16 protein-coding genes and 1 pseudogene are annotated in these 16,975 nt (G+C 65.3%); 11 read left to right on the plus strand and 6 right to left on the minus strand.

Annotated features, from left to right (window positions below):
* Entirely contained in the window at positions 1-1,074 is a 1,074-nt protein-coding gene (gene purM / locus ACVIJ6_RS31425) for a phosphoribosylformylglycinamidine cyclo-ligase (RefSeq protein WP_456775884.1), read from the minus strand.
* A gap of 157 nt (positions 1,075-1,231) precedes the next feature.
* On the opposite strand from purM, the gene ACVIJ6_RS31430 reads away from it, so the two are divergent.
* The 4 genes from ACVIJ6_RS31430 to ppx all read left to right on the plus strand — a co-directional run bounded on the left by ACVIJ6_RS31430 (position 1,232) and on the right by ppx (position 6,393).
* A complete protein-coding gene (locus tag ACVIJ6_RS31430) occupies positions 1,232-1,786 on the plus strand; it encodes a CDP-alcohol phosphatidyltransferase family protein (RefSeq protein WP_456775885.1) in 555 nt (184 codons plus the stop codon).
* 56 nt (positions 1,787-1,842) lie between these two features.
* The gene (locus ACVIJ6_RS31435; protein WP_456775886.1) at positions 1,843-2,529 is read left to right on the plus strand and encodes a chromosomal replication initiator DnaA; all 687 of its coding nucleotides are present in this window, start codon (positions 1,843-1,845) and stop codon (positions 2,527-2,529) included.
* A gap of 141 nt (positions 2,530-2,670) precedes the next feature.
* On the plus strand, positions 2,671-4,866 hold the full coding sequence (locus tag ACVIJ6_RS31440) for an RNA degradosome polyphosphate kinase (protein WP_456775887.1): 2,196 nt from the start codon (positions 2,671-2,673) through the stop codon (positions 4,864-4,866).
* Positions 4,867-4,893: 27 nt separating this feature from the next.
* Complete coding sequence (ppx, locus tag ACVIJ6_RS31445) at positions 4,894-6,393, plus strand: exopolyphosphatase (protein ID WP_456775888.1); 1,500 nt, start codon at positions 4,894-4,896, stop codon at positions 6,391-6,393.
* A 78-nt stretch (positions 6,394-6,471) separates the two neighbouring features.
* Here ppx and ACVIJ6_RS31450 read toward each other — a convergent pair whose 3' ends face one another.
* A complete protein-coding gene (locus ACVIJ6_RS31450) occupies positions 6,472-6,894 on the minus strand; it encodes a globin family protein (RefSeq protein WP_456775889.1) in 423 nt (140 codons plus the stop codon).
* Positions 6,895-7,218: 324 nt separating this feature from the next.
* On the minus strand, positions 7,219-7,599 hold the full coding sequence (locus tag ACVIJ6_RS31455) for a hypothetical protein (protein WP_456775890.1): 381 nt from the start codon (positions 7,597-7,599) through the stop codon (positions 7,219-7,221).
* A gap of 166 nt (positions 7,600-7,765) precedes the next feature.
* Here ACVIJ6_RS31455 and ACVIJ6_RS31460 point away from each other — a divergent pair, with 166 nt between their 5' ends.
* The 4 genes from ACVIJ6_RS31460 to ACVIJ6_RS31475 all read left to right on the plus strand — a co-directional run bounded on the left by ACVIJ6_RS31460 (position 7,766) and on the right by ACVIJ6_RS31475 (position 11,838).
* The gene (locus ACVIJ6_RS31460; protein WP_456775891.1) at positions 7,766-9,178 is read left to right on the plus strand and encodes an aldehyde dehydrogenase family protein; all 1,413 of its coding nucleotides are present in this window, start codon (positions 7,766-7,768) and stop codon (positions 9,176-9,178) included.
* A gap of 63 nt (positions 9,179-9,241) precedes the next feature.
* On the plus strand, positions 9,242-9,805 hold the full coding sequence (locus tag ACVIJ6_RS31465; protein ID WP_456775892.1) for a DUF2478 domain-containing protein: 564 nt from the start codon (positions 9,242-9,244) through the stop codon (positions 9,803-9,805).
* Between the two features lie 373 nt (positions 9,806-10,178).
* Positions 10,179-10,991 (plus strand): amino acid kinase family protein, encoded by an 813-nt coding sequence (locus tag ACVIJ6_RS31470; RefSeq protein ID WP_456775893.1) that lies wholly within the window; start codon positions 10,179-10,181, stop codon positions 10,989-10,991.
* A gap of 13 nt (positions 10,992-11,004) precedes the next feature.
* Complete coding sequence (locus ACVIJ6_RS31475; protein ID WP_456775894.1) at positions 11,005-11,838, plus strand: amino acid kinase family protein; 834 nt, start codon at positions 11,005-11,007, stop codon at positions 11,836-11,838.
* 85 nt (positions 11,839-11,923) lie between these two features.
* On the opposite strand, the gene ACVIJ6_RS31480 is transcribed toward ACVIJ6_RS31475, so the two are convergent.
* Positions 11,924-13,411: an aldehyde dehydrogenase family protein gene (locus ACVIJ6_RS31480; protein ID WP_456775895.1), complete on the minus strand. Its 1,488-nt coding sequence runs from the start codon at positions 13,409-13,411 to the stop codon at positions 11,924-11,926.
* 114 nt (positions 13,412-13,525) lie between these two features.
* On the opposite strand from ACVIJ6_RS31480, the pseudogene ACVIJ6_RS31485 reads away from it, so the two are divergent.
* Positions 13,526-14,612, plus strand: a pseudogene (locus ACVIJ6_RS31485) (substrate-binding domain-containing protein).
* 44 nt (positions 14,613-14,656) lie between these two features.
* Here ACVIJ6_RS31485 and ACVIJ6_RS31490 read toward each other — a convergent pair.
* The gene (locus tag ACVIJ6_RS31490) at positions 14,657-15,520 is read right to left on the minus strand and encodes a TerC family protein (protein WP_456775896.1); all 864 of its coding nucleotides are present in this window, start codon (positions 15,518-15,520) and stop codon (positions 14,657-14,659) included.
* Between the two features lie 84 nt (positions 15,521-15,604).
* Positions 15,605-16,027, minus strand: a complete 423-nt coding sequence (gene ndk / locus ACVIJ6_RS31495) for a nucleoside-diphosphate kinase (protein ID WP_012043919.1) — start codon at positions 16,025-16,027, stop codon at positions 15,605-15,607.
* Positions 16,028-16,304: 277 nt separating this feature from the next.
* Here ndk and ACVIJ6_RS31500 point away from each other — a divergent pair, with 277 nt between their 5' ends.
* Positions 16,305-16,580, plus strand: a complete 276-nt coding sequence (locus ACVIJ6_RS31500; RefSeq protein WP_456775897.1) for a sulfur globule protein precursor — start codon at positions 16,305-16,307, stop codon at positions 16,578-16,580.
* 206 nt (positions 16,581-16,786) lie between these two features.
* Entirely contained in the window at positions 16,787-16,972 is a 186-nt protein-coding gene (locus tag ACVIJ6_RS31505) for a hypothetical protein (protein ID WP_456775898.1), read from the plus strand.
* Positions 16,973-16,975: the final 3 nt, after the last annotated feature.

Genomic DNA, 16,975 nt, shown 5'->3' on the forward strand with positions numbered 1-16,975 from the left:
TCACAGCGACAGATCGAGGGCGCCGTTGTAGATCACGCGCTGATCCCCAACTGCACGAACGACCTCGCCGAGCAGCGCGACATGCTCCCCGCTCTCGGTCAGCACCGCTTTGACCGCATCGACCGCCTCGGCCTTGACGATCGCGATCATGCCGATACCGCAGTTGAAGGTGCGCAGCAGCTCGAGCTCGGCAATGCCGCCCTGCGCCGCCAGCCATTTGAACACCGGCAGCACGGGAAGACGGGCGAGATCGATCGACACGCCCAAATCCTCCGGCAGCACGCGCGGGATGTTGTCGGTAAAGCCGCCGCCGGTGATGTGCGCCAGCCCCTTCACCCCGCCCGTCTCACGGATCGCCCGCAGGCAGGACTTCACGTAAAGGCGCGTCGGCGTCAGCAGTGCGCCGCCGAGCGTCATCACCGGTGCGAAGGGCGCCGGCGCCTCGAAGCCGAGGCCCGATTGCGCGACGATCTTGCGCACCAGCGAATAGCCGTTGGAGTGCACGCCTGACGATGCGAGGCCGAGCACCAAATCGCCCGCGGCGATGTCGGCCGACGGCAGCAGGGTGCCACGCTCGGCCGCGCCGACCGCGAACCCTGCGAGATCATAGTCGCCATCCTTGTAGAGGCCCGGCATTTCCGCCGTCTCGCCCCCGATCAGCGCACAGCCCGACTCGCGGCAGCCCTCGGCGATGCCGGCCACGATCGACGCGGTCGCTTCCGGATCGAGCTTGCCGCAGGCGAAGTAGTCGAGGAAGAACAGCGGCTCGGCGCCCTGCACCACGAGATCGTTGACCGACATCGCCACCAGATCGATGCCGATCCCGGAATGCAGACCGGTCTCGATCGCGATCTTGACCTTGGTGCCGACGCCGTCGGTGGCGGCCACCAGGACCGGGTCCTTGAAGCCGGCGGCCTTGAGGTCGAACAGGCCGCCAAACCCGCCGATCTCGGCATCCGCGCCCGCACGGGCCGTCGCGCGCACCATCGGCTTGATCAGATCGACCAGACGATTGCCGGCATCGATATCGACGCCCGAATCTGCATAAGTGAGCCCGTTCTTGCGCTCGGTCATGGTAAAAACCCCTAATCTGACCGCTGGTTACGTCGGAATCCGGCCGCGCGCAATGGCTCGCAAGGGGCTCGTCCCCACACTATCTAGGAACTGCACCGGTTCGCCCCGCTTCGGAATCGGATTGAATGTTGATCGAGTTATCGTCGGGACCTGCTGCGTGACCATCCCCCACAGTATCCCCAATCTGATTACGCTCGGCCGAATCCTGCTGGTTCCGATCGTCGTCTGGGCGATCGCGGCCGGCGAGACCGAAATCGCATTCATGGTCTTCGTCGTCGCCGGCGTGAGCGATGCGGTCGACGGCTTTCTCGCCCGGCGCTTCAACCTGCGATCCGAGCTCGGCGCCCTGCTCGACCCACTCGCCGACAAGGCGCTTCTGGTCTCGATCTTCGTGACGCTCGGCATCTGGGGCGCGATCCCGCGCTGGATCGTGATCCTGGTGGTATCGCGCGACATCATGATCGTCGCGGCGGTGATCGTGTCCTGGCTGTTCGACCGCCCGGTCGCGATGCGGCCGCTGATGGTGTCGAAGCTGAACACGGCGGCGCAGGTCGCCTTTGCTGCGCTGGTGCTGGCGTCGCTCAGCTTCGGCTTCGAGCCGAAGCCCTACGATATTCTGCTGATGACCCTGGTGACCATCTTTACCCTCGTATCCGTCGGGCTTTACCTGGTCGAATGGGTGCGCCACATGAGCACCATCGAAGTGCGATGAGTGGGGCTTTGGCCTCCCGCAACGCCCCCCTAGGCACGATACGGAGCACGTCAAACTTGGCCGGCCATCTTCCCCCTCGTCAATTGGCCTTCGCGCTGCCGCACGCGGAAAGTCTGACGCGGGACAACTTCCTCGAAGGCGCCGGCAACGCGGCAGGACTGGCGCTGGTCGATGCCTGGCCAGAATGGCCGGCACGCACCATGTTCCTGGTCGGACCGGACGGGTCCGGCAAGAGCCATCTCGCCGCGATCTGGGCCGAACAGTCCGGAGCCCGCTCGCTCTCGGCCCAGGCCCTCGACATCGCCGCCGTTCCACGGGCGCTAGCCACCGGCGCGCTGGTGCTGGAGGACCTCAGCCCCACCGCTTTCGACGAGCGCGCGCTGTTCCACCTGCTGAATCTGGCACGGCAGGACGAGGCCTACATCCTGATCACGGCGCGCGAGGCCCCCGCGACCATGCCGGTCGCGCTCAGCGACCTCCGGTCGCGCCTGCGCGCCTGTCCGGTGGTGACGCTGCTGCCGCCCGACGACCAGCTGTTTCGGGCCCTGATCGTCAAGCTGGCCGCCGACCGGCAGCTGACCATCGACGAAGCCGTCGTGAGCTATCTCACCACCCGGATCGAGCGCTCCTATGCCGCCGCCCGCCATACGGTCGCCCTGCTGGATAATGAGTCGCTGCGGCTTGGGCGCCCCGTCACCCGGGCGCTCGCGGCCGAGCTGCTCCGGCCCTCCGAGGGTATGTGACCGCGGGCCATCTTGACGCCCGGTCGCCGGGGAACCTCTATGGTGCCGGGAACGTCATCCCCTGGTCATTCACATTAGTCTACGGTCCACCGCTCTGCAGGACCGATTTGACGCCCTTGACGGCGATGGAACGATTTTCCGATGGACACCGAACAAGCGATTGAAATTCAAGAGAAAGATCAGGTTTCCTCACCTCCGGCCGAGATTGCCTCCAGCCCCGAGCGCTTCATCAATCGCGAACTCTCCTGGCTGCATTTCAACCGCCGTGTCCTGGAAGAATCAGTCAACCCACGCCATCCGGCGCTGGAGCGGGTGCGGTTCCTGTCGATTTCCGCCAACAACCTTGATGAATTCTTCATGGTCCGGGTTGCCGGTATCCGCGCCCAGGTGCGCGAGGGCATCGCCGAGCGCAGCCCGGACGGCCTGACGCCGCTGGAGCAGCTCAAGGTAATCAACGAAAGCGTGTCGCAGCTCGCGATCGACCAGCAGGCGATCTGGCGCGACCTGCGCAAGTTCCTCGCCGAGCTCGGCATCGTGCTGGTCGACGGCCAGGACGTCACCAAGAGCGAGCGCGCCTGGATCGAGGACCATTTCTTAGCCAGCATCTTCCCGCTGCTGACGCCGCTCGCGATCGATCCGGCGCATCCGTTCCCGTTCATTCCGAGCCTCGGCTTCACCGTCGCGCTGCAGCTGATGCGCACCTCCGACGGCAGGCCGATGAATGCGCTGATCCGCATGCCCGGCAAGATCGATCGCTTCATCCGCTTCCCCGGCAGCAAGGATGGCGTGATCCGCCTGATCACGCTTGAACAGGCCACGAGCCTGTTCATCGGCAGGCTGTTTCCCGGCTACACCGTCAAGGGCCAGGGCGCCTTCCGCATCATCCGCGACAGCGAGATCGAAATCGAGGAAGAGGCCGAGGACCTGGTGCGGCTGTTCGAGACCGCGCTCAAGCGCCGCCGCCGCGGCTCGGTGATCCGGCTCGAGATCGAGGCCAACATGCCTGAAGAGCTGCGCGCCTTCGTTCAGGACGCGCTGTCGACCACCGACGACGAAGTGTTCGTCGTCGACGGCGTGCTGGCGATGAACGAGCTGTCGCAGCTGACGCGTGTCGACCGGCCGGACCTCGAATTCGCGCCCTATGTGCCGCGGCATCCCGAGCGCGTCCGCGACCATGGCGGCGACATCTTTGCCGCGATCCGGCAGAAGGACCTGATCGTCCATCACCCCTACGAGTCGTTCGACGTCGTCGTGCAGTTCCTGCAGCAGGCGGCCCGCGACCCCGACGTGGTCGCAATCAAGCAGACGCTGTACCGCACCTCGAACAATTCGCCGATCGTGCGCGCACTGGCCGAGGCCGCCGAGGCCGGCAAATCGGTCACGGCGCTGGTCGAGTTGAAGGCCCGTTTCGACGAGGAAGCCAATATCCGCTGGGCGCGCGACCTCGAGCGCGCGGGCGTGCAGGTCGTGTATGGCTTCCTGCAGCTGAAGACCCACGCCAAACTGTCGATGGTGGTGCGCCGCGAGGGCGGCGGCCTGACGACCTATGTGCATACCGGGACCGGCAACTATCACCCGGTCACCGCCCGCATCTACACCGACCTCTCCTACTTCACCTCGGATCCGGTGATCGGCCGCGACGTGACACGGGTCTTCAACTATATCACCGGCTATGCCGAGCCGATCGACATCGAGAAGATGGCGGTGTCGCCGCTCACGCTTCGCAAGCGCATGATCGAGCACATCCACGGCGAGACCAGTTTCGCGCGCCAGGGCAAGCCGGCCGTGATCTGGATGAAGATGAACTCGCTGGTCGACCCCGATATCATCGACGCGTTGTATGAAGCGTCACAGGCCGGCGTCTCGATCGACCTGATCGTGCGCGGAATCTGCTGCCTGCGCCCGGGCCTGCCCGGGCTGTCCGAGAACATCCGGGTCAAATCGGTGATCGGCCGCTTCCTGGAGCATGGCCGCATCTACTGCTTTGGTATGGGCCAGGGCCTGCCGAGCGCCAAGGCAGCCGTGTACATCTCCTCGGCCGACATGATGCCGCGCAATCTCGACCGTCGCGTCGAGGTGCTGTGTCCGCTGCAAAATCCGACGGTGCATCAGCAGGTTCTCGAGCAGATCATGGTCGCGAACCTGAAGGACACCGAGCAAAGCTGGCAATTGTTGCCGGACGGGTCGTCAACGCGTATGAAGGCCGCGAAGGGCGAAGAGCCGTTCAACCTGCACAATTACTTCATGACGAATCCGAGTCTGTCCGGCCGTGGAAAGTCGCTCAAGGAATCATCGCCGCGTCGCCTCACGCGCCGGAACGAACGCAACCCGTCGTAACGGCGCCTGTCATCAGAGGACGTCCCGGTGAAACGGCCCGCTGCCAGGGCCGCGAGCGTTGGGGTCATCGACATCGGCTCGAACTCGGTCCGTCTCGTCGTCTACCAGGCGATGGAACGCAGCCTCGTCACGGTCTTCAACGAGAAGGCGCTGTGCGGGCTCGGACGCGAGGTGCAGACCACAGGCCTGCTCGCCGCGGATGCCGTCGAAAAGGCGCTGACCGCGCTGCGGCGTTTCCGGGCGCTATGCAAGGTCCAGAAGGTCGGGCGCATCCACGCGATTGCCACGGCCGCCTGCCGCGACGCCTCCAACGGCCCTGACTTCATCGCCAAGGCCGAGAAGATCTGCGGCGCGGAGATCCAGATCCTGACGGGCCCCGAAGAGGCGCGTTACTCCGCGCTCGGCGTGATCTCGGGGATCCACAAGCCTGACGGCATCGTCGGCGATCTCGGCGGCGGCTCGCTGGAGCTGATCGACGTGCGCGGCCACCAGGTGCGCAGCGGCGTGACGCTGCCGCTCGGCAGCCTGGCGCTGCAGGATCTCGCAGAGAAATCGCTGAAGAAGGCGCAGCGGATCGCGAGCGATGCCCTGACCGACCTGCCGCAGCTCTTGGCCGGCGAGAACCGCACCTTCTACGCAGTCGGGGGCACCTGGCGCGCGCTGGCCCGGATCCACATCCTCCAGAGCGGCTATCCGCTCGGGGTCATGCATGGCTACGCGATCCCGGCCGTGGAGGCCCTGGCCTTTGTCCGGCGGCTGCGCCGTCTCGTCGCCGCCGACATGCTGGCCGACATCGAAGTGGTCGCCGAAGCGCGCCGGCCGCTGCTCGCTTATGCCGCGCTCGTGCTGGAACACATCATCCGGGTCGCGAAACCGAAGATGGTGGTCTTCTCCACGTTCGGGGTGCGCGAGGGCCTGCTCTACTCCAAGCTGCCGGATGTCGAGCGCGCCAAGGACGGTCTGCTCTGCGCCGCCCAGGGACTGAACGAGCTGCTGTCACGCTCGGCCCAGCATGCCCGCGAGCTAATCGACTGGACCGACCGCCTGTTCCGGGTGGTCCATCTCCGCGAGACAGAGGAGGAGCGCCGGCTGCGCCACGCCGCCTGCCTGTTGTCCGACATCGGCTGGCGCATGCATCCGGATCACCGCGGCGAGCAGACCTACGGCATCATCCTCAACGGCAATTTCGGATCGGTCAGCCATGACGGCCGCATCTTCGTCGCGCTCTCGGTGTTCTTCCGCTACGAGGGCCTGCGCGACGAAGCCGCGCCACCGGCGCTGACGGAACAGCTGAGCCCCGCCGCGATCGACCGCGCCCGCCTGCTCGGCACCGCCTTCCGCGTCGCCCATCTGGTCTCCGCAGCCCGTCCGGGCGTGCTGCCGGCAACCCATTTCCGCACCCAGGATCGCAAGTTGATGCTGGTGTTCGAGCACCAGATGGTGGATCTCGTCGCCGACCGCGTCGGCGGCCGCTTCAAGCAACTCGCCCGGCTGCTCGGACGCGCAGGCTCGGTGGTGCTGAACTGACGGCTTGCGTTTCGCCGGACATTGCAACGCCGCTGGCAATGCCACGGATCCGGCGCGCGTGCCGCTGGCGTGATCGGATCAAGGCCGATGGGGACCGGTTGAAATCGCGATCATGCGCTGGGAGATGACCTCGTAGACCTTGCGCCAGGCCTGCTCCACCTCTGCCGTCCATTGCGGTCCGAGACCCTTGGCGAGGCTCCACAGCAGCGCCTCGCCGACCAGCGGGTAATGCTCGGGCCTGACACCGTAGCGCGCATGGTTGCGGCCGAGGATGTCGGTGCTCGACAGCAATCCAGTCATCCGATCAAGGCTGCCGACAAGCACCGCCAGCGTCGCGATGAAGTCCCGCTTCAGCACGTCCATGTTGTCGGGAAACATCGGGCGGCATTCCGGCGCCAGTTCGAAAAGCCGCTGATAGAACGTCGTGGTCATGTCCGTGGCATTGGCAAACACCATGTCGAACGACGACCTGACGCAGGCAATCTCCTCGGCGGTCAACATTCACGAGTCCAACTTCGAAAAGCCCGATCCGGGGCAGCAAATAACATACGATGTTGTGGTATCTCGGCGACCGCAAACGGTTCAAGTCCAGATCATGATGCGCCTCCACGGAAACGCATCGTGATCTTTACGGAAGACCGATTTCCGCTTTTCCGGATCATGCTCTGGAGGACGGGGGCGGTCATCCACCCCAGCGCTCCCCAGGCGCGGCACCGTGCCGCAGCTGCCGTGAGCACATCGCCGCGGACCAGCAGGTGCGGATCAAGATCATAATACTGGCAAGCTCGGGCAGTCGGCCCTGCGGCGGTCAGCCGCTCAGCGGCGTCAATTGGGCCGGACAGCCATGAGCGTCGGGTACTGCGCCAGCAGCGCCTCGCCGAGCACGTTCTGCTCGGCCGTCGGGATCGCGAAGCGGATGCTGAAGCCGTCGGCGGTGGCGAGCGTCATGATGCGCTGGGCGGCGTCGGTGGATTGCTCGATGGTCCAGGATGCCAGCGGATAGGCATAGCGCAGCGTCTGATCGCCATAGCGCGTGCGCAGTGCCATTTCGAGCAGGCCCGGCAGGGTCATGATCAGCGCACCGGCCTGACTGACCGAGAGGCTGAGCGCGATCGGCTGGCCGGCGGCATCCTCAAAGCCCAGCGAAATCGTCTCGCCGTCGTCAACCACCTCGCAACAGGTCAGCGCCTTCGCCCGCAGTTGCATCACGCGCTCCGCTTCACTTCATCGTTATTCCCGCATGAATATATCGAAAACGGAGCAGCGTCTACCTGCCCCACGGCCATCAAACGATGGCGCTGCTGTATTTTGCGTGATATAGCGTTGCATATAACGTGACCGAAGCGTCACATATTGCAGGGAGAGGCATGCCATGAATGACTATCATCTTCTGATCGGCGGGGCGTTGGTGCCGGGCGAGACGACCATGCCGGTCATCAATCCCGCGACCGAGGAGGTGCTGACCGATTGTCCGCGGGCGTCCAAGGAGCAGCTCGACGCAGCGGTGGCCGCCGCCAAGGCCGCCTTTCCGGCCTGGGCCGCCACGCCGATCACGGAACGCCGCCGGCTGATCGGCAAGATGGCCGACATCATCGAGGCCCATGCCAACGATCTCGCCCGGATTTTGACCAGCGAGCAAGGCAAGCCGCTCGCCGACGCCACCGGCGAGGTGCTCGGCATGGCGGGCTTCTTCCGCTATCTGGCGTCGCTGGATCTGCCGATGCGGGTGCTTGAGCGTTCGGGCGACCGGCAGGTCGAAGCCTATCGGCGTCCTCTCGGCGTGGTCGGCGCTATCATTCCCTGGAACTTCCCGCTGCTGATCCTCGGCTTCAAGCTGCCGCCTGCCCTCCTCGCCGGCAACACGCTGGTGGTCAAGCCGGCGCCGACGACGCCGCTATCGACGCTGCGCTTCGCCGAGTTGGTCAAGGATGTGCTCCCCGCCGGCGTGCTGAACGTGATCGCCGACGCGAACGACCTTGGCGACCCCATGACGAAGCATCCGGACATCCGAAAGATCTCGTTCACGGGCTCGACCGCCACCGGCCAGAAGGTGATGGCGAGCGCCGCCCAGACCTTGAAGCGCATCACGCTCGAACTCGGCGGCAACGACGCCGGCATCGTGCTCGACGACGTCGACCCGAAGACCGTCGCGCCCGGCATCTTCGACGGCGCCTTCCAGAACTCCGGCCAGGTGTGTCTCGCGATCAAGCGGCTCTATGTCCATGAAAGCGTCTATGACGAGATCTGCGACGAGCTGGTTGCGATCGCCAAGAGCACGGTCGTCGATGACGGCTCCAAGCAGGGCACCAGGCTCGGACCGCTGCAGAACAAGATGCAGTACGAGAAGGTGAAGGCGTTCCTCGACGACGCGCACAAGAACGGCAAGGTGATCGCCGGCGGCGCGGCGATGGACCGCCCCGGCTATTTCATCGCGCCGACCATCGTCCGCGACATAGAGGAAGGCTCCAAGCTGGTCGACGAGGAGCAGTTCGGACCGGTGCTGCCCGTGATCAAATACTCCGATTCCGATGACGTGATCCGCCGCGCCAATGCTTCCAGCTACGGCCTCGGCGCCTCAGTCTGGTCGTCCGATCCGAAACGCGCCCACGAGATCGCCGCGCGCATCGAGGCCGGCACGGTCTGGATCAACAAGCATATCGACATGGCGCCGCACATCCCGTTCGGCGGCGCCAAGCAATCCGGCATCGGCACCGAATTCGCCGAGGAAGGCCTCGCCGAATTCACCCAGCTGCAGATCATCAACGGACCTGGCGTCACCGCCTGAGCCACAGCGAGGCCGCGGGACAACAGCTGCGGCCTCGTCGATCTTTGCCATTCGGAGCGCGCGATGTTCGATGCCGAATGCGATCTTGCTGCCGTGGTCTATGATCGCGGCGACGATCCGAGTGCTGTGCTGCGCGATTTCGCGCAGAGCCTGCAGGCCCACGGCGTTCGTGCCGTCGGCCTGATCCAACAGGTCCGACACGCCATCGACGCTGACGGCATCGCAGCGATGCTGGTGCACAACGGTGTCGAGCGTCCCCTGCTGCTGCAACTTGGACGTCATGCGAGCGGCTGCCGGCTCGATGTCGGCCAGCTGCTGCAGGCCGGTGCCGAGGTCGCGAACGCCCTCAGCGACGGCGCCGATCTTCTCATCATCAACCGCTTCGGCCGTCAGGAAAGCGAAGGCAAAGGCCTCACTTTCCTGATCGAGCAGGCGCTGGCATCAGATATCCCTGTGGTGATCGCGGTCCCAAGCTTCCGATTTGTGGAATGGATCCGGTTCGCGCACGGCATGAGTGTGCGACTGCCCTGCACGCCTCGTGCGTTGAATGCTTGGTGGCGAACCGTATCGCGGCGTTACCCAGGGTTCGATAATGTCCGCCCAACGATCTGCGAGATGCTGAAATAGCTTGGCACCGACGCGAAGCGCTCGCACGCGCCGTTCACGACCTGCTCAATATTCGCGAGCAGCCGCGATTGGGGTCGGCTCCGGGGCTCAACAATGCTATATCAATAACGATACAGCTTATTGAAACATCAAAAGAATTGCTTTGATCGCGGTTGACGCCCGGAACCGGAGCGATCATTTTCGCCGCGTGTCGGCCGCCAAGCGAGCGGCCGACGCCACAAACGATCGCGTCGTCCATGGGCAGCACGCGAGGCCAGGGCTTAATGAGCTCCCGGCCGTCCCATCCAGGAAACGTTCAGGAGCCCACAACGGGCGGCGGCGGTAGCATGCCGGCGCGCTGACGGATGTCGACAAGCATAAGGGATCCTCTTCGATGGCAAGTACGACGGCCGAGCTCGAGACGCTGCTGATGCAGCGCTCGCTGACCGACGCCCAATTGATCGCGGCGGCGGAGACGGCAATTGATTTCCGCATCCTTCCTGACGCCACCGTGATCAAGGTCGGCGGCCAGAGCATGATCGACCGCGGGCGCGCCGCCGTCTATCCGCTGGTCGAGGAGATCGTGGCCGCCCGCAAGGCGCACAAGATGCTGATCGGGACCGGCGCCGGGACGCGCGCCCGCCACCTCTATTCGATCGCCGCCGGCCTCAATTTGCCCGCCGGCGTGCTGTCGCAGCTCGGCGCCTCCGTGGCCGACCAGAACGCGGCGATGCTCGGACAATTGCTGGCCAAGCACGGCATCTCGGCGGTCGACGGCGCCGGCCTGTCGGCCGTACCGCTGTATCTTGCCGAAGTGAACGCCGTCGTCTTCAGCGGCATGCCGCCCTACGGCCTGTGGATGCGGCCTGCCGCCGACGGCGTGATCCCGCCCTACCGCACCGACGCCGGCTGCTTCCTGGTCGCCGAGCAGTTCGGCTGCAAGGCGATGATCTATGTAAAGGACGAAAACGGCCTCTACACCGCCAATCCGAAGACCGACAAGAACGCCACCTTCATTCCGAATATCTCGGTCGCCGAGATGAAGGCCAAGGGCCTCGCCGACTCCATCCTGGAGTTTCCGATGCTCGATCTGCTCGAAGCCTCACGCCATGTCCGCGAGGTCCAGGTCGTCAACGGCCTCGTGCCCGGCAATCTGACCCGCGCGCTCGCCGGCGAACATGTCGGCACCATCATCACTGCGAGCTGAGAGGCCCATCGCCATGGCTGAGACCGCCAACACCATCAAGCACGTCGCCTCGCCGCTCGCGCGCCAGACCCTGCTCGACAACAAGCTCACCCGTCCCGTGGCCGGCAAGCGCCCGATCGCGCTGCTGCCGTGGCTGCAAGTCATCAAGATCGGCGGCCGCGCGATCATGGACCGCGGCGCAGAGGCGATCCTGCCCCTGGTCGAGGAGATCAAGACGCTACTGCCCGAGCACCGCCTGCTGATCCTGACCGGCGCCGGCATCCGCGCCCGCCACCTGTATGGCGTCGGCCTCGATCTCGGTCTGCCGGTCGGCTCGCTCGCGCCGCTGGCAGCCAGCGAAGCCGGCCAGAACGGTCACATCCTGGCCGCGCTGCTGGCGTCGGAAGGTGTCTCCTATATCGAACATCCGACCATCGCCAACCAGCTCGCGATCCATCTGAGCGCCGCGCGCGCCGTGGTCGGCAGCGCCTTTCCGCCCTATCACCACCACGAATTCCCGACCTCGCGGATCCCGCCGCATCGGGCCGATACCGGCGCCTTCCTGATCGCTGACGCGCTCGGCGCAACCGGCCTGACCATCGTCGAGGACGTGGATGGCGTCTACACCGCAGACCCGAAAGGACCGGATGCAGCCCAGGCGAAACTGCTGGACCGCACCAGCTTCGATGCGCTTGCCAAGCACGAGGGCACGCTGCCGTTCGACCGCGCGCTGGTCGAGGTGATGGCCAACGCCCGCCACCTGACGCGCATCCAACTCATCAACGGATTGGTGCCGGGACGGCTCACGGCGGCGCTGCGCGGCCAGCACGTCGGCTCGATGATCACGACGGGCGCAACCACGGACTAACACGACAAAGATCGACTGAACGACGCCCCCCTGGACGGCCGCGCGTAAGACATCGCGGCCGTCCTCGCGGATGGAGCTCGCAGACTCACACGGCGAGGTTCATCCACACCGCCTTCGGCTCGGTGAAATTGTCCAATGCCGCCGTGCCGTGCTCGCGGCCGAGGCCAGAGTCGCGGTCGCCGCCCCAGGGCAAGCGGACGTCGGTGTAGCCATAGGTGTTGATCCACACCGTGCCGGCGCGCAGCCGCTTGGCGAAGCGCTGTACGCGCCCGAGGTCGCGGCTCCAAACGCCGGCCGCCAGGCTGTAGGCGGTACCGTTCGCCATGCGCAGCGCATCGGCCTCGTCCTTGAACTTGATCACGCTGACCACGGGACCGAAAATCTCCTCCTGTGAGATCCGCATCTCATGCGTGACGCCGGCAAACACTGCCGGGCTGATGAAATAGCCACGTGCCGCGGCGCGCTCGCCACCGGTCACCAGCGTGGCGCCCTCGCGTCGGCCGATGTCGACATAGTCGAGGATCGTCTTCATCTGCCGCTCGGAGATCACCGGACCGAGCGAGGTCGCGCGATCGAGCGGATCTCCGATCCGCAACGCCCGTGCCCGCGCGGTCAGGCGCTCGACGACCTCGTCATAGGCGCGCTCCTGCACCAGCACGCGGGAGCCCGCGGAGCAGACCTGTCCGGCGTTGAAGAAGATGCCGCTGGCCGCGGCTTTGGCCGCCGCCTCGATATTCGCATCATCGAAGATGATGTTGGCGGACTTGCCGCCGAGCTCGAGCGACACCCGTTTGAAGTTGCCGGCGGCCGCCTTCATGATGCCGCGGCCGACGCCGGGCGACCCGGTGAACGTCACTTTGTCGACATCGGGGTGGTTGACCAGCGCCTCGCCGACGATGCGCCCCGGTCCAGTCACGATGTTGAGAACGCCCGGCGGCAGACCGGCTTCGAGTGCCAGCTCCGCGATCCGCAGCGCGGACAGCGAGGTCAGTTCGGCCGGTTTCATCACCACCGTGCAGCCACAGGCCAGTGCCGGGGCGAGCTTCCACATCCCGATCATCAAAGGAAAGTTCCAGGGCACGATCGCGGCGACCACGCCGACCGGCTCCCGCACCGTATAGGTCAGGGCATCGTCGCGGGTGGGGACAACCTCGCCGCTGATCTTGTCGGCCCAGCCGGCGTAGTAGGTCAGCGTGTCGATCGCCGCAGGAAGGTCCTGGCGCAGGATCGCCGAGACCGGCTTGCCGGCGTCCAGGCTTTCCAGCTCGACGATCTCCGCGGAACGATCACGCAGCAGCTGCGCCCATTTGAGCAGGATCGCGCCGCGCTCGGCCGCACGCATCGTGCGCCAAGGACCTTCGAAGGCACGCCGCGCAGCTGCGACGGCAAGATCGACATCCTCGGCATTGCCCTCGGCAATGGTCGCGAGCGGCCGCTCCGTGGCGGGATTGATCGTCGTGAAGGTGCGCCCCGAGACCGACGGAGCGTGCCGTCCGCCGATCAGAAGTTGCAGCGGCTTCGTCAGATCCGACGATAGCGCGGAGCTGCGCTCGTACTCATATGCAATGGACATCATATTTCCTCCGCTTGTTGTATGCCAACGTAGGAGCAAATATGAGTTCGTAAATATGATATGGGTTGCCTATTGCAGGCGATCACATGAAGCCGTCTTCATGAGCAGGCCCTGATGTTGCGGATCGCGATCGAACCTGTCTGGCGCTTCTCCAAGAATGATGACCCGCACAGCATCGTCGTGATGCTCCGCGTGCTCAGCGAGATCAGGCGGACGGGCAAGATCACGAGCGCAGCCAACGATGCCCAGCTCTCCTATCGGCATGTCTGGAATCTGATCGAGCAATGGTCGGCATTCTTCGGCGTGCCGTTGGTGGAAACCCAGCGCGGCAAGGGATCGCGACTGACCGCATTCGGAGACAAGCTGGTGTGGGCGGGCGAGCGCATGCATGCGCGGCTTGGTCCTCAGCTCGACAATCTCGCGCAGGAGCTCGTCACCGAGATCAAGCCGTTCCTGCAGCCACATCCGACGCTGATCCGCGTTCACGCCAGTCATGGCTTTGCCGTGGCCAAGCTGCGTGAGTTGCTGGATCGCGCACCGGGTGTCGGCATCGACCTTCGCTATGTCAGCAGCCAACATTCGCTGGTCTCGCTCGCGCAGGACGCCTGCGATCTCTCGGGTTTGCACCTGCCACGGGGCGAGCTCCGGGCGCAGAGCATCCAGGCCTGCCGAGACTGGCTCGATCCCGAGCGGGACTGCGTCATCAGTTTCGTGACACGTGAGATGGGATTGATGGTCAAACACGGCAATCCGCTGGTCATCCGATCATTGGCCGATCTCGCCGATGGCAAAGCGCGGTTCGTCAATCGCGATCATGACTCGGGCACCCGCCTGCTGTTCGATCAGTTGCTCGCCGCGCATGGCCTGGACGAACAGCAGATCAATGGCGCGCAGCAGATCGAGTTCACCCATGCGGCCGTCGCCGCCTATGTCGCGAGCGGCATGGCCGAATGTCAGCTTCGGCGTCGAGGCTGCCGCGCGGCAGTTCGGGCTCGACTTCATCCGCATCCTCACCGAGGACTACTTCTTCGCCTGCCATCAATCGTTCCTGGAGAGCGATCCGATGCGGCGCGTGCTCGACGTGATGAAGGGCGACGATTTCCATCGTGAGATCGCAGCCCTGCCCGGCTACGCGCCAGCCGACACCGGCTCGGTTCACACCGTCCGCGAGTTCCTTGACCGGTTCGACGCCGGGACCTGACGGGCTCCGGCGAGATCTGGAGGATGGACAGCGCGCGTCGCGAACTATGGCAGATCGACGCCGCGGGCCGGCACCGCTTCGAGCTCACCGGCCGCCTGGCGCTGTAGCGCGCGGCCGCGCCAGATCGACCCGGCTACCAGCACCACCCCTGCGCCGAGCAGCGACATCAGCGTCTCCATGACGTCGACATGGCCGGAGACGTTGGTCTTGCCCGCGAACAGGCCAGAGGCCGCCTCGATGGTGATGACGACGGTGCCGTCCAGGACATGGTGCAGCAGCGGCTCGATCGCCGGATCGGTGGCGATCACCTCGCCGGCCACCCAGCCAAGCAGCATCGCGCCGAGCCAGACCAGGAGCGGAAACCGATCGAGAACGAGCATGATCAATGCCGCACCGGCGATGATCAACGGGATGCTCATGGCGAGACCGATGATCAGCAGCGAAGCCTGGCCGTTGGCGGCCGCGGCGACCGCGATCACATTGTCGAGGCTCATCACGAGGTCGGCGAGCGCGACGATCCGCACCGCGTGCCACAGCGTGGTTCCCGCGGCGATCTCGTCGTTCTCGTCCTCCGGGACCAGGAGCTTGGCCGCGATCACGAGCAGCGCCAAGCCGCCGATCAGCTTCAGATAAGGAAGCGCCATCAAGGTGGCGACGATGCCGGTGAACGCGATGCGCAGCGCCACCGCGATGCCCGAGCCTGCCACCATGCCCCAGACGCGATGCCGGCCGTGCAGGCCGCGGCAGGCGAGCGCGATCACCAGGGCGTTGTCGCCCGACAACAGCACATTGATCCAGATGATCTTGCCCAATGCGAGCCAGAAGCCGGGGCTCTGCAGGTCGGCTTCAAATTGAGCGAGCAAATGGCCGAAAGTGGCGGGATCAGCGAGCTGCGACAGCCAGTTCACGGCCAGGCCTTTCAGAGACGTTCAGCGGGAATGCGGACGAACGCGGTGTGCGGCGGAGATGCCCCTCCGCCGCACACTGATGGATCAGCCGACGATCTCGTTGCCGGAGAAGAACTGCGCGATCTCGATGGCCGCGGTTTCCGCGGCGTCCGATCCGTGCACCGAGTTTTCGCCGATCGACTTGGCGTGCAGCTTGCGGATGGTGCCATCGGCGGCCTTGGACGGATCGGTCGCGCCCATCACATCACGGTACTTGAGGATGGCGCCCTCGCCTTCCAGAACCTGGACCACGACCGGGCCGGAGATCATGAAGTCGACCAGTTCGCCGAAGAACGGGCGGGCCTTGTGCACGGCATAGAAGGTCTCTGCCTGCTCGCGGGTCATGCGGATGCGCTTCTGGGCCACGATGCGCAGACCGGCCTTCTCGATCAGCGCGTTGATCGCGCCAGTCAGGTTACGCTCGGTCGCGTCGGGCTTGATGATCGAAAACGTGCGCTCAATCGCCATAATGTCGTCCTTGGAGGTGCGGGATTTGGGTGGGTTGCGGGCTTATATCGACGCGATCGGTTGTCGGCAAGCGACCGCGCCGGTTCTGAGAGGCCGCGGGTTACGACAATTTCACAATTCTGAACATTGTCTGAAGGGCACATGCCACCAGCGTTCACCTCGGCTTCATATGATGGTCGCATCGGGTGACGGCGAACCGGGCTCTGGTCACCGCCTTCTCCCAGCCCAAAGCGTCCAACAATGTAGCGCCACCAGCGCCGTACTCCAGGAGACGAACATGTTGCGCAAAATCTCGCTCATCGCGGCGGCCGCGGTTGCCCTCGGCACAGCTGCGCTCGCCCCCACCGCGGCCTCGGCCCATTGGCACGGCGGCGGCTGGCATGGCGGCGGTTGGCACGGGGGCTGGCATCACGGCTGGCACCGTCCGTTCTATGGGCCGCGCGTTTTCGTCGGCGGCCCGGTGTACAGCTACGGCTATGGCGGCTGCTATGTGCGCCGCGTGGTTCCGACCCCGTGGGGACCGCGCTGGCGCTGGATCAACCGCTGCTACTGAGACCATCTGATCCCACCTTCCCCGACGAGCCCTGTCGCGGCACCCGCCCCCCGCCGCAACAGCTCGCCTAGCCCCGGCGCCCCCCACGCCGGGGCTTTTTTCGTTGGATTTCAACCAAGTCCGCGCCATTCCGGGGCTGTCGCGGAAACCAATCGGCCTGCCATGACTTGATAGAGGACCCGTCACAATGCTCGTGGAACTCAGTCATGACTGGCCGCACCGCCGATTCCAGCGAGGCGCTCGATCGCAAGACGAGCCGATCGATCTGCGACGCCGTGGGCGAACGGCTGCAACGCAGCCTGCCGCCGGACGGCTCCCACCTCCCGGCCCCGCTCGCTCATCTGATGAACGAGTTGCGCAAGCGCGACGAGACGAGTCTGCGCTTGGAGTAAAAT

The organism is Bradyrhizobium sp. USDA 4369 (genome assembly GCF_054056435.1).